This is a genomic window from Streptomyces sp. SID1328, from assembly GCF_009865595.1.
In the GTDB taxonomy this organism is placed as follows: domain Bacteria; phylum Actinomycetota; class Actinomycetes; order Streptomycetales; family Streptomycetaceae; genus Streptomyces; species Streptomyces griseoluteus.
This window is the reverse complement of sequence record NZ_WWKH01000913.1, coordinates 1-11,935: the sequence shown is the minus strand read 5'-3', so window position 1 is coordinate 11,935 and position 11,935 is coordinate 1. Positions and strand designations below refer to the sequence as shown.

The window sequence follows — 11,935 nt, the reverse complement described above, 5'->3', positions numbered from 1 at the left end:
CGGCCGGGGCGCGGTCACTTCTGCACCGCCTCGGTGGTGCACAGCCCCGCCCATGATCTGCTGGTCACCGCAGCGCACTGCATCACCCATGTCGACGGCAAGCTGTTCTTCGCGCCGGGCTACCGCAACGGGCGGGCGCCGTACGGGACGTGGCCGGTGGGGGAGTGGGTGCTGCCGGCAGGGTGGACGGCGGACAAGGACGAGGACAGCGACGTGGCCTTCGCGCACGTCGGTGAGGTGGACGGCCGGCGGGTCGAGGACGTGGTCGGCGGCAACCGGTTCGCCACCGGGACCGTGGCCGGCGCGAGTGCCGTCACGCTCTTCGGGCTGCCGGACGCCCGCGAGACCCCGGTGATGTGCACCGACCGGCCGGTGGCGCGCGGCCTGACCCAGCAGCGGGTGCACTGCCCCGGCTTCAGCGGTGGGACCAGCGGGAGCCCGTGGCTGGACGGGTCCGGGCAGGTGGTCGGGGTCCTCGGCGGGCACCAGCGGGGCGGGTCGACGGCGGACGTCTCCTACAGCGTGGTGCTGGGGCGCGCCGCGGCCGAGCTGTACCGGACGGCGACCGGGAGCTGAAAGGGCGTCGGAACGGTCGCGGATAGGCCGAATTGTTGGCCTGAGTGCCGGCCACGGGGGCAAAGCGGCCTTGAACCGGCCCTTCATGGGGGAAAGTTGACCCGTGCGCAAAGTATGGGTGGCCGGGGGCGCCGCGATCGGACTCGGCCTGAGCTTCGTGATGCTGCTCGTCGTCGGGGTGTACATCGTCGCGGGGAACCTCGCGGGCGGGGGCGCCGCCGGCGGTGTCGGGCTGGCCAAGGGTGCCGTCCCGGCGGCGTACCAGACGCTCGTGCAGAAGTGGGGCAACCTCTGTCCTGCCATCAACCCGGCCCTGCTGGCCGCCCAGTTGTACCAGGAGAGCGGGTTCAACCCCGGTGCGCGCAGCCCCGCGAAGGCGCAGGGGATAGCGCAGTTCATCCCCGGCACCTGGGCCACCCACGGGGTGGACGGGGACGGCGACGGGGACCGGGACGTGTGGGACCCGGACGACGCGATCCCGTCGGCGGCCTCCTACGACTGCGAACTGGCCAAGTACGTCAGGGACGTTCCCGGTGACGTCTCGGCCAACATGCTGGCCGCCTACAACGCGGGCGCGTACGCGGTCATCCGGTACGGGGGCGTGCCGCCGTACCGGGAGACCCGGAACTACGTGAAGACGATCACGACGCTGGCGAAAAGCTTCGCCGCGCCCGTCGCCCGGGTCGACCCCTCCCGGCAGGCGGCGGGGGCCATCGCCTACGCGCAGAGCAAGCTCGGCACCCCGTATCTGTGGGGCGGCACCGGTACGGCCGCGCAGAGCGGGCGGTTCGACTGCTCGGGGCTGACCCAGGCGTCGTACGACAAAGTCGGGATCAAGCTGCCGCGCGTGGCGAACGACCAGTACAACGCGGGACCGCATCCCGCGCGGAACGAACTGCTCCCCGGGGACCTGGTGTTCTTCTCGCACGATCCGACCGACTCGCGGGCCATCCACCACGTGGGCATCTACGTGGGCGGCGGGTACATGATCGACGCGCCGCGCACGGGTGCGGTGATCCGGTTCGACCCGATCGACGGCGGTGACTACTTCGGTGCCACGAGGGTCACCGAGGATGGCGCGAAAGCGCTCCCCACGCATGTGTAGCGGAACGTGAACCCACCCCCTGAGCTGCGCGTACGGGTTTCTCTTCGATAACGTCTGAGTGATCATTCGGTGGAGGGCGGAACGTATGCCCAGGGGCTGTGCGTTCCTGTTCACGTAGCCGAGCAGACGTCAGTGCGCCAGTGCAGCGGAAGCGGATCTACGACCCACGGGGGGGTTGGCGCGACGCACACTGGGTGCGTCCGGTAAGACGACGAAGGGGCCGCAGCACCATGGCTGTACTCGCCGAATCCGGATCGAACCCCGACGTCGAGCTGCTCTACGACATCAACGGCCTGGCGAAGGCCGCCCCGCACTGGTTCGACCGGGTCATGGAGTTCGTCGGCGAGTACGGGCTCCCGGTGGCCATGATCCTGCTGGTCCTCGGCTGCTGGCTGGCGGTCCGGCGCCGGGGCGGCCCGGACGCGGTGTCCTCGGTTGCCGCGCTGGTCTGGGCGCCGCTGGCGGCGGCCGTGGCCGTGCTGGTGAACGTGCCCATCCGGGGCTTCGTGGAGCGGCCCCGCCCCTTCATGGACCACCAGGGGCTCGACGTCCTGATCGCGGGCAAGAGCGACTACTCCTTCGTCAGCGACCACGCGACGATCACCATGGCGATCGGGGTCGGCCTCTTCGTCGCCCACCGCCGCTTCGGCATCGCCGGTATCGCGCTCGCCCTGCTGGAGGGCTTCTGCCGGGTCTTCATGGGCGTGCACTACCCGACCGACGTGATCGGCGGCTTCGCCCTCGGTACGGCGGTCGCCCTGCTGCTCTCCCCGCCCGCGACGGCGCTGCTCACCCCGCTGGTGCGGGCCATCGCCCGCTCGCCGCGCGCGGGACGGCTGGTGAGCGCCCGTCCGGTGGGCGGTGAGCGCGGGGACGCGCTGTTCTCCGGCGGCCGGGAGCCGGCGGGGTCGGGGGAGAAGGACCTGGCCGCGTAGGCGGCTTCCGGGACCTGACGGGAAGGCCGCGGCTCGGTCGCCGCGGCCTTCTGTCGTGTCACAGCCCCTGCGCGTACCCGAAGAACCGGTCCGGGTCGTACCGCTTCTTCACCTCGGCGAGCCGGGTGCCCGCGCTGCCGTAGTAGGCGCGGCGCCAGTCGGTCAGGGCGGCGTCGGTGTAGTTCTGGTAGGCGGCGCCCGAGGCGTGGGGACGCATCGCGGTGTGGGTGGCGTCCAGCCAGGAACGGGCGGCCGAGCCGGAGGCGCCCGCGTCCCAGGAGGCGAGGTACTGGGCCAGCATCCGGGAGCGGCGGTGCACGAAGGCGGTCGCGGTGGGCGAGACCCGGTTGACGGCACCGCCCAGCGCGGTGAGCGCCACGCTGCCCGCGCCGCCGGACATCGCGCCGACCCGCTTCAGCAGGGTCTCGACGCCGGCCGGGGACAGCGAGCGGTCGAAGAAGTCGGAGCGGGCCGCGTAGGTCTCGCGGTGCAGGGCGCCGCGCGGGGAGCGGCCGGGGGTGGTGCCCGGCAGATGGCACTGGGCGTCGGTGGCGAAGGCGGAGCAGCCGGCGTATATCTCCATCGCCTCCTCGTAGCCGTGGTTGCGCAGGGAGACGGCGGAGGCGTCGGCGCCCGCGCGGTGGGCGAGGCGGTCCACGGCGTTCTCCAGGTCGTTCCTGGAGCCCATGGAGAAGCAGGAGAGGGAGACGGTCGGGGTGCGGCTCCCGGCGCGTTCCAGGTGCAGGGCGGACCAGATCTCGTCCGGCTGGGCGGGCCCCCACTCCTGCCACGCCTTCAGCACGGCCGCCGCCTTCGCCCAGGGCCAGCGCAGGGAGGCGGTGACGGCCTGCTGGGCGCGGTGGGTGGTGAAGCGCAGCTCGGTGACGACACCGAAGTTGCCGTTGCCCGCCCCGCGCAGTGCCCAGAACAGGTCCGCGTTCTCATGGGCGTTGGCAGTGCGGGTACGGCCGTCCGCCGTGACCAGGGTCGCCTGGGTGAGGCTGTCGCAGGTCAGCCCGTAGGCGCGGGAGGCGACACCGTGGCCGCCGCCGAGCACCAGCCCGGATATGCCGACCGTCGGGCAGGAACCGGCCGGTATGGTCGCGCCCTTGGCGCCCAGCGTCCGGTACACGTCGATCAGCTTGGCCCCCGCGCCCACCACGGCGTGCCCGCCCGAGGCGCTCACCCGGTTCAGGGCGGACACGTCGACGATCAGGCGGCCGTCGCCGGAGGAGTAACCGGCATAGGAGTGGCCGCCGTTGCGGATCGCCACCTTGATCCGGTGGGCACGGGCGTACGCCAGCAGGGTGCGGATGTCGGCCGCGTGGGCCGCGTAGGCGACGGCGGCCGGGCGCAGGGAGTCGAAGCGGGTGTTGTAGAGGCGGCGGGCCGGGGTCCAGGAGGCGTCGCCGGGGCGGACCAGGGTGCCGTCGAGGTCGCGGGCGAGGGCGGTCCAGTCGGCGGCGGCCTTCACGGACGTCGTGGTCATGGTGGTGGACACCCGCGAACCGGAAGGCCCCGGCCGGGCGGAGGCGCCTCCGGGTGCGCAGGCGGTGAGTGCGGTGAGGGCGGTGGCGCCGCCCGTGAGAAACGTCCGCCGGTCCATGTCGTTCGCCGTCCCCTCGCCCTTGCGGTGATCCTTCGGGGAGCCAGACGGTGCCCGGGGGGCCGGGGTTCCGGACAGGGGCGAGAACGCGTCAGACGCGGGCGGCCGTCGGGACCTTCGCGTGTCCTGGCCGTAAGCGTTCCGTCACCTCACCAGGCCGACGGCAGGGGTTCACCCCTCGTTCACTTCGGGCCATCGGCGCCTTCACCTGTTCTGCCTAATTTCGGCCGTAGCCGGTACGGAGTGCGGACAGGATGCACTCGCGTACCACCCAACGTCGCACGCCGCCCCTAGCGGCGGCTCCTGGAAGGAACTTCCGAACGTGAAGCTTCAGCGCAAGAACCGGCTGCGCGCCCTCTCGCTCGGTGCGGTCGCCGTCTCCGGTGCCCTGGCCCTGACGGCGTGCGGTTCCGACGACACGGGCACGAAGACGGGCAACGGCTCGTCGTCGTCGGCCGCCGCCGGTTCGATCAAGTGCGACGGCGCCAAGGGCCAGCTCCTGGCCGACGGGTCCTCGGCCCAGAAGAACGCGATCGACGCGTGGGTGAAGAACTTCTCCCAGGCGTGCGGCGTGCAGATCAACTACAAGGGCGCCGGCTCCGGTGCCGGTGTCACCTCGTTCAACCAGGGCCAGATCGCCTTCGCCGGCTCCGACTCCGCGCTGAAGCCGGAAGAGGTCGTCGCCTCCAAGAAGGTCTGCAAGGGCGGCCAGGGCATCGACCTCCCGATGGTCGGCGGCCCGATCGCGCTCGGCTACAACGTGCCCGGCGTGGACAACCTGGTGCTGGACGCCCCGACGCTCGCCAAGATCTTCGACAGCAAGATCCAGAAGTGGAACGACCCGGCGATCAAGAAGCTGAACCCCTCGGCGAAGCTGCCCGACCTGAAGATCCAGCCGTTCCACCGCTCCGAGGACTCCGGCACCACGGACAACTTCACCAAGTACCTGATCGCCACCACCCCGGACAACTGGAAGTACGAGGGCGGCAAGGCCTGGCAGGCCAAGGGCGGCCAGGCGGCCTCCGGCTCGTCCGGTGTGGCCCAGGGCGTCAAGCAGAACCAGGGCGCGATCGGCTACTTCGAGCTGTCCTACGCCAAGGACATGACCACCGTGGCCATCGCCACCGGTGCCAAGACCCCGGTGAAGCCCTCCACCGACTCCGCCACCGCCGACATCGCGGCCGCCAAGGTCGTCGGCACGGGCCAGGACCTCGCGCTGAAGCTGGACTACAACACCAAGGCCGAGGGCGCCTACCCGATCACCCTGGTCACGTACGAGATCGTCTGCGACAAGGGCAACAAGCCCGAGACGCTGGCCGCGACCAAGGCGTTCCTGACCTACCTCGCCAGTGAGGACGGCCAGAAGGTGCTGTCCCAGAACGACTACGCGCCCATCCCCGAAGAGATCATCGCCAAGGTCCGCACCACCGTCGCCTCCTTGAGCTGACCCGATCCCGAGTGTGCGCACCGGTCCCGCCCAGCGGGGCCGGGCGCACCGTCCGGTGCACCGCCGCCCGAGCCGCCCCGCGCGGCTCAGCAGACCGGAGAACCCGATGGACATATCGACGACAACCGACGTACCCCCCTCCGCCCCCCGGCCCGGCGCCGACGAGCGGCGGACCGCACGGGGCGTGACCCGCCCCGGCGACCGGATCTTCCTTGCCCTCTCGCGCGGCTCGGGCATCCTGCTGCTGGTGGTCATGGCCGCGATCGCGGTCTTCCTCACCTACCGGGCGTGCCTGGCGATCAGCGCCGACGACGGCAACTTCCTGACCACCTTCGAGTGGAACACCAACACCGACCCGCCGGTCTTCGGCATCGCGGTGCTGGCCTTCGGCACGGTCGTCTCCTCGGTCGTGGCCATGGCACTGGCCCTGCCCATCGCGGTGGCCATCGCGCTGTTCCTCACGCACTACGCCCCGCGCCGGCTGAGCGGCCCGATCGCCTACGTGATCGACCTGCTCGCCGCCGTGCCCTCGATCGTCTACGGCCTGTGGGGCGCCCTGATCCTCGTCCCGCACATGCAGGGCCTGTACGGCTGGCTGGATCAGTTCCTCGGCTGGACCGGGATCTTCGCCTGGAACGGCGGCGCCCCGCGCGCGATGCTCACCGTCGGCATCCTGCTGGCGATCATGATCCTGCCGATCATCACCAACGTGAGCCGCGAGGTCTTCCGCCAGGTGCCCCGGATGCACGAGGAGGCCGCGCTGGCCCTCGGCGCCACCCGCTGGGAGGTGGTCCGCATGGCGGTGCTGCCCTTCGGGCGCTCCGGTGTGATCTCGGCCGCGATGCTCGGCCTCGGCCGCGCGCTCGGCGAGACGATGGCCGTGGCCACCGTGCTCTCCCCGAGCTACGACATCCAGGCCAGCCTCCTCGACCCCGGCGGCGGCACCTTCGCCCAGAACATCGCCTCCAAGTTCGGTGAGGCGTCCGTGCAGGGCCGGGACGCGCTGATCGCCTCCGGTCTGGTCCTGTTCGTCATCACCCTGCTGGTCAACGGCGCGGCCCGGGCGATCATCGCCCGCCGCAAGGAGTACTCGGGGGCCAACGCATGAGCACCGCACTTACTCCCCGTGACGGCGCCGGTGTGCGGCGCGGTGCCGGACTGCCGAAGTGGTCCCTGTGGGCCGTCGCGGCCGGGTCGGTCGCCCTCGCCGTGGGCATCGGTCTGGTGGCCGGCCTCACCAGCCACGCCCAGTGGGGCCTGATCGCCGCGCTGCTGTTCGTTCTCGGCACCTACGCGGTCGCCGCGCGTGCGGAGGGCCGCCGGCAGGCCAAGGACCGGGTCGCCACCGCGCTGGTCTGGGTGGCGTTCCTGCTGGCCGTGGTCCCGCTGGTCTCGCTGGTCTGGACGACCGTCTCGCGCGGTGTGAAGGTCCTCGACGGCTACTTCCTCAGCCACTCCATGGGCCTGGTCGCCGACTCCGAGCCCGGCGGCGGCATCTACCACGCCATCCTCGGCAGCCTGGAGCAGGTGGGCCTCGCCACCGCGATCGGCGCACCCATCGGTGTGCTCACCGCGATCTACCTGGTGGAGTACGGCCGGGGCCGGCTCGCCCTGGCGGTGACCTTCTTCGTCGACGTGATGACGGGCATCCCGTCCATCGTCGCGGGCCTGTTCATCCTCAGCCTCATGCTGATCCTCGACCTCCAGCCCTTCGGGTTCGCCGGTTCGCTGGCCCTGGCGATCCTGATGATGCCGGTGGTGGTGCGCTCCACCGAGGAGATGCTGAAGCTGGTCCCGAACGAACTGCGCGAGGCGTCCCTGGCGCTCGGCATCCCGAAGTGGCGGACCATCCTCAAGGTGGTCCTGCCGACCTCGCTCGGCGGTATCACGACCGGCGTCATGCTGGCCGTCGCCCGGATCGCGGGCGAGACCGCCCCGGTGCTGCTACTGGTGTTCGGCAACCCCTTCATCAACGCCAACCCCTTCGAGGGCGCCCAGGCGTCGCTGCCGCTGTACATCTACCAGCAGTACGCGCAGAGCGCGGGCGCGGGCGCGGCCTACGACCGTGCCTGGGCCGCTTCGCTGACGCTGATCGCGTTCGTGATGATCCTCAACCTGGTGGCCCGCGGCATCGCCCGCTGGAAGGCCCCCAAGACCGGTCGCTAAGTATCAATATGCGGCTACCGCCGCGTGGGGCCCCAGCAGTGACCCTCAGACTTTGGAAGTGAAGCAATGGCCAAGCGAATCGATGTGAGCGGACTCACCGCCTTCTACGGTGCCCACAAGGCGATCGAGGACATCTCGATGACCGTGGAACCGCGTTCGGTGACGGCGTTCATCGGCCCCTCCGGCTGCGGCAAGTCGACGTTCCTGCGCACCCTGAACCGCATGCACGAGGTGACCCCCGGCGGTCGCGTCGAGGGCAAGGTGCTGCTGGACGACGAGGACCTGTACGGCAGCGGGGTCGACCCGGTGTCGGTGCGGCGCGAGGTCGGCATGGTGTTCCAGCGCCCGAACCCGTTCCCCACCATGTCGATATTCGAGAACGTGGCGGCGGGCCTGCGCCTGAACGGCGGCCACCGCAAGAGCGAGCTGGACGACGTGGTGGAGAAGTCCCTGCGCGGCGCCAACCTGTGGAACGAGGTCAAGGACCGGCTGAACAAGCCCGGCTCCGGCCTCTCCGGCGGCCAGCAGCAGCGGCTGTGCATCGCGCGGGCCATCGCCGTCGAGCCGCGGGTGCTGCTGATGGACGAGCCGTGCTCCGCGCTCGACCCGATCTCCACGCTCGCGATCGAGGACCTGATCGGCGAGCTGAAGGAGCGGTTCACGATCGTCATCGTGACGCACAACATGCAGCAGGCGGCGCGCGTCTCGGACCGTACGGCCTTCTTCAACCTCGCCGGGGTGGGGCAGCCGGGCCGGCTGGTGGAGATCGACGACACCGAGCGGATCTTCTCCAACCCGTCGGTCCAGGCCACGGAGGACTACATCTCCGGCCGCTTCGGCTGAGCCGCCGAGCCCCTCGCGGTGCTGCATGGCGGTGCCACCGCGGGGATGTGGGAAGGGCCCGCTCCCGGTGCTCCGGGGGCGGGCCCTTTCTCCCTGCGCGGGGTTCTACAGCACGGCCAGGTTGACCAGCTCGAAGGCGCCCGCCGCGACCAGCGCGGCGGCCGGCATGGTGATGAACCAGCCGAGCACGATGTTCTTGGCGACGCCCCAGCGGACCGCGTTGACCCGCTTGGTCGCGCCCACACCCATGATCGCCGAGGTGATGACATGGGTCGTGGAGATCGGCGCCTTGAACAGGAACGCCGTGGTGAACATGATCGAGGCACCGGTCGCCTCGGCGGCGAAGCCCTGCGGCGGGTCCAGCTCGATGATCTTGCGGCCGAGGGTGCGCATGATGCGCCAGCCGCCCGCGTAGGTGCCCAGCGAGAGCATCAGCGCACAGGAGATCTTGACCCAGACCGGGATCGGGTCGCCGAAGGTCTCGTTGCCGGAGATCACCAGGGCGAGCACCACGACACCCATGGTCTTCTGCGCGTCCTGGAGACCGTGGCCGAGCGCCATGCCCGCCGCCGACACCGTCTGGGCTATGCGGAAACCGCGCTTGGCCTTGTGCGGGTTGGACTTGCGGAACAGCCACAGGATGGCCGTCATCACCAGATAGCCGCCGATCAGACCGACCACCGGGGAGAGGAACATCGGGATGACGATCTTCTCGACCACCCCGCCCCACAGCACGTCGATGCCGCCCGCCATCGCCGCGCCCACCATGCCGCCGAACAGCGCGTGGGAGGAGGACGAGGGCAGGCCGAAGTACCAGGTGGCGAGGTTCCAGACGATCGCGCCGATCAGCGCGGCGAAGAGGATGGCCATCCCCCTGGAGCCGTGCGGGGTCTCGATCAGGCCCTCGGAGACGGTCTTGGCGACGCCGGAGCCGAGGAAGGCACCTGCGAGGTTCATCACGGCCGCCATCGCCAGCGCGGCGCGCGGGGTCAGCGCGCGCGTCGACACCGAGGTGGCGATCGCGTTCGCGGAGTCGTGGAAGCCGTTGGTGTACGTGAAGCCGAGCGCGACCGCGACGGTCACGATCAGAGCGAAGGTGTCCATCGACGCCTCAGGACTCCTTGACGGCGATGGTCTCCACCGTGTTCGCCACGTGCTCGAACGCGTCCGCCGCCTCTTCCAGCACGTCCACGACCTGCTTGAGCTTCAGCACCTCGATCGCGTCGTACTTGCCGTTGAAGAGCTGGGCGAGCAGCTTGCGGTGGATCTGGTCCGCCTGGTTCTCCAGCCGGTTGACCTCGATCCAGTACTCGGTGAGGTTCGACATGGTGCGCAGGTTCGGCATGGCCTCCGCCGTCAGCACCGCGGCCCGCGCGAGCACCTCGATCTGCTGCTCGACGCCCTTCGGCAGCTCCTCGATGTTGTAGAGGACGACCAGGTCGACGGCCTCCTCCATGAAGTCCATGATGTCGTCGAGCGAGGAGGCGAGGTTGTAGATGTCCTCGCGGTCGAACGGCGTGATGAAGGAGGAGTTGAGCTGGTGGAAGATCGCGTGCGTGGCGTCGTCACCGGCGTGTTCCGCGGCCCGCATACGCTCTGCGATCTCGGCTCGGGCGGAGGAGTCCGCCCCGAGCAGTTCCATCAGGAGTTTCGAGCCGGTGACGATGTTGTCCGCGGACGCGGCGAACATGTCGTAGAAGCTCGTCTCCCTGGGGGTCAGACGAAAGCGCACGTGTGGTCCTCGGGATGCTTTGGTTTCGGTCAGGCTGATGCTAGGCGCATCATCCGGCCACGGCTATCGGGCCATCCCCCAGTGTCGCCCATCGGGCACCGTGCTCGGCACGGGGGACCTTCGACCGGTCCACTACCCCGCGGAATTCGTTACGATATACCCACCAGGGGTATGCGTCCCCGCCCGTCCCGAGATGGAGGCCCGCGATGACGACGACCGAGGCCGGCGCCACGCACGGTTACCACCACCAGAAGGACGAGCACCTCAAGCGGCTGCGCCGGATCGAGGGCCAGATCCGGGGGCTCCAGCGGATGGTGGAGGAGGACACGTACTGCATCGACGTGCTCACCCAGGTCTCCGCCTCCACCAAGGCGCTGCAGTCCTTCGCGCTCCAGCTGCTGGAGGAGCACCTGCGGCACTGCGTCGCGGACGCGGCCCTCAAGGGCGGCGGGGAGATCGACGCGAAGGTGGACGAGGCGACGAAGGCCATCGGCCGCCTGCTCCGCACCTGAGCTAGGTCCTGTCTGACCATTCGCGGCAGACGGGAATTGTCAGACAGGGCCTAGGCGGCGGCTCCGCGCTCCTCGGTGACCCGGAGCACCTCGTCTATGCTCGCCAGGCTCAGCCGGTCCTCGGCGGCCGAGGCGGCGATGATCAGCTCGCCGCACAGCTCTATCTCGGCGAGGGCCACGTGGTCCTGCACCGCCGTACCGCCGACCGGAGCCACGCGCGTCACCTCTTCCTCTTGGTCCTGCCTGCCGGTACCGGCTTCCTAGAGTAGGGATCGCGCCACGCGCCGCGCATGGCACGGACGGGCTAGTCCGCCGGGGCCCCCTGGCCCTCCGCGAGGCGGCCCGCGTAGATGTCCGCCTCGCGCGGGAGCGTCACGTCGACGGCGGTGCCGAAGGCGTGCAGCAGGGTGGTGGAGGCCACCGCCACGGCCGCCGCCTGCGCTCCGTTGACGAAGCTGAAGCGCTGACGGAGCTTGCGGATGCGGCCCTTGTCGTCCAGATACGCGTCGAACGGAACCTCGGCCGTGGCGAAGCCTTTCGCCGCCGCCGCGAGCGACGCCCGGTTGTCCGCCGACGCCGCGCGGGCCGCGCCCGCCAGATCGGCGGTGCCCCGGTAGTGCCGTACGGCGGTGCCGCCCACGCTGGTGCGGCCCACGTACGCTGCGGTACGGGTCCCGCGCAGCACCTCGGCGGCGGCGTACGGGTCGGTCGCGCCACCGGTGACCAGGTTGCCGTCGGAGGCCGTGGCCGCCTCCATCCGCACCCACTTGTCGGCGGGCACGCCCGCGCCCCGGTTCTTCATGAACAGGGCACCGGGGGCGAGGAGTTCGGTGATGGGCCGGTGCTCCGGGGTGCCGGTGGGGTCCGCCGGGAGGACCACGGTCAGTTCGCCGAGACGGCGGCGGAAGTCGTAGACGCCCCGGCCCCGGATGGTGACCCGCGTGCCGCCGGTGGCCATCTCCATGGAGGTGGTGGCCCGGGCGGTGCCCGCCGCGCGCAGGGCGTCGGCGGCC

General features: G+C 70.6%; 13 protein-coding genes. 8 read left to right on the top strand and 5 right to left on the bottom strand.

What is annotated here, in order from left to right:
• The 3 genes from GT030_RS29510 to GT030_RS29500 form a co-directional block, all read left to right on the top strand.
• On the top strand, positions 1-576 hold a 576-nt coding region (locus GT030_RS29510; protein WP_161203705.1), incomplete at its 5' end, for a trypsin-like peptidase domain-containing protein.
• Positions 577-736: 160 nt separating this feature from the next.
• The gene (locus GT030_RS29505; RefSeq protein ID WP_202460712.1) at positions 737-1,681 is read left to right on the top strand and encodes a bifunctional lytic transglycosylase/C40 family peptidase; all 945 of its coding nucleotides are present in this window, start codon (positions 737-739) and stop codon (positions 1,679-1,681) included.
• 230 nt (positions 1,682-1,911) lie between these two features.
• Positions 1,912-2,616, top strand: a complete 705-nt coding sequence (locus GT030_RS29500) for a phosphatase PAP2 family protein (RefSeq protein ID WP_161203703.1) — start codon at positions 1,912-1,914, stop codon at positions 2,614-2,616.
• 58 nt (positions 2,617-2,674) lie between these two features.
• On the opposite strand, the gene GT030_RS29495 is transcribed toward GT030_RS29500, so the two are convergent.
• The gene (locus tag GT030_RS29495) at positions 2,675-4,222 is read right to left on the bottom strand and encodes an FAD-binding oxidoreductase (RefSeq protein ID WP_161203702.1); all 1,548 of its coding nucleotides are present in this window, start codon (positions 4,220-4,222) and stop codon (positions 2,675-2,677) included.
• A 322-nt stretch (positions 4,223-4,544) separates the two neighbouring features.
• Between GT030_RS29495 and pstS the strand changes: the two genes are divergently transcribed.
• The 4 genes from pstS (at position 4,545) to pstB (ending at position 8,678) form a co-directional block, all read left to right on the top strand.
• Positions 4,545-5,669, top strand: coding sequence for a phosphate ABC transporter substrate-binding protein PstS (gene pstS, locus GT030_RS29490; RefSeq protein WP_161203701.1), 1,125 nt, complete (start codon positions 4,545-4,547; stop codon positions 5,667-5,669).
• A 106-nt stretch (positions 5,670-5,775) separates the two neighbouring features.
• Positions 5,776-6,777: a phosphate ABC transporter permease subunit PstC gene (gene pstC, locus GT030_RS29485; RefSeq protein WP_161203700.1), complete on the top strand. Its 1,002-nt coding sequence runs from the start codon at positions 5,776-5,778 to the stop codon at positions 6,775-6,777.
• Positions 6,774-7,835: a phosphate ABC transporter permease PstA gene (gene pstA, locus GT030_RS29480; protein ID WP_161203699.1), complete on the top strand. Its 1,062-nt coding sequence runs from the start codon at positions 6,774-6,776 to the stop codon at positions 7,833-7,835. Before pstC ends, pstA begins: the two co-directional genes overlap by 4 nt.
• 66 nt (positions 7,836-7,901) lie before the next feature.
• Positions 7,902-8,678 (top strand): phosphate ABC transporter ATP-binding protein PstB, encoded by a 777-nt coding sequence (pstB, locus tag GT030_RS29475; protein ID WP_161203698.1) that lies wholly within the window; start codon positions 7,902-7,904, stop codon positions 8,676-8,678.
• A 105-nt stretch (positions 8,679-8,783) separates the two neighbouring features.
• Here the strand turns inward: pstB and GT030_RS29470 are convergent, their stop codons facing one another.
• Positions 8,784-9,782 (bottom strand): inorganic phosphate transporter, encoded by a 999-nt coding sequence (locus GT030_RS29470; protein ID WP_161203697.1) that lies wholly within the window; start codon positions 9,780-9,782, stop codon positions 8,784-8,786.
• 7 nt (positions 9,783-9,789) lie between these two features.
• Positions 9,790-10,410, bottom strand: a complete 621-nt coding sequence (locus tag GT030_RS29465) for a DUF47 family protein (protein WP_030804247.1) — start codon at positions 10,408-10,410, stop codon at positions 9,790-9,792.
• 206 nt (positions 10,411-10,616) lie between these two features.
• On the opposite strand from GT030_RS29465, the gene GT030_RS29460 reads away from it, so the two are divergent.
• The gene (locus GT030_RS29460; protein ID WP_130339260.1) at positions 10,617-10,922 is read left to right on the top strand and encodes a metal-sensitive transcriptional regulator; all 306 of its coding nucleotides are present in this window, start codon (positions 10,617-10,619) and stop codon (positions 10,920-10,922) included.
• Between the two features lie 50 nt (positions 10,923-10,972).
• Here GT030_RS29460 and GT030_RS35910 read toward each other — a convergent pair whose 3' ends face one another.
• Entirely contained in the window at positions 10,973-11,137 is a 165-nt protein-coding gene (locus GT030_RS35910) for a hypothetical protein (RefSeq protein ID WP_165507347.1), read from the bottom strand.
• An 89-nt stretch (positions 11,138-11,226) separates the two neighbouring features.
• Positions 11,227-11,935: hypothetical protein (locus GT030_RS29455; protein WP_161203696.1), on the bottom strand; the 709-nt coding region annotated here is incomplete at its 5' end.

Coding starts and splice junctions, on each gene's coding strand:
- pstC (WP_161203700.1), top strand. CDS start 5,776: ATGGACATATCGACGACAACCGACGTACCCCCCTCCGCCCCCCGGCCC.
- pstA (WP_161203699.1), top strand. CDS start 6,774: ATGAGCACCGCACTTACTCCCCGTGACGGCGCCGGTGTGCGGCGCGGT.
- GT030_RS29460 (WP_130339260.1), top strand. CDS start 10,617: ATGACGACGACCGAGGCCGGCGCCACGCACGGTTACCACCACCAGAAG.
- GT030_RS29495 (WP_161203702.1), bottom strand. CDS start 4,222: ATGGACCGGCGGACGTTTCTCACGGGCGGCGCCACCGCCCTCACCGCA.
- GT030_RS29505 (WP_202460712.1), top strand. CDS start 737: ATGCTGCTCGTCGTCGGGGTGTACATCGTCGCGGGGAACCTCGCGGGC.
- GT030_RS29470 (WP_161203697.1), bottom strand. CDS start 9,782: ATGGACACCTTCGCTCTGATCGTGACCGTCGCGGTCGCGCTCGGCTTC.
- GT030_RS29500 (WP_161203703.1), top strand. CDS start 1,912: ATGGCTGTACTCGCCGAATCCGGATCGAACCCCGACGTCGAGCTGCTC.
- pstB (WP_161203698.1), top strand. CDS start 7,902: ATGGCCAAGCGAATCGATGTGAGCGGACTCACCGCCTTCTACGGTGCC.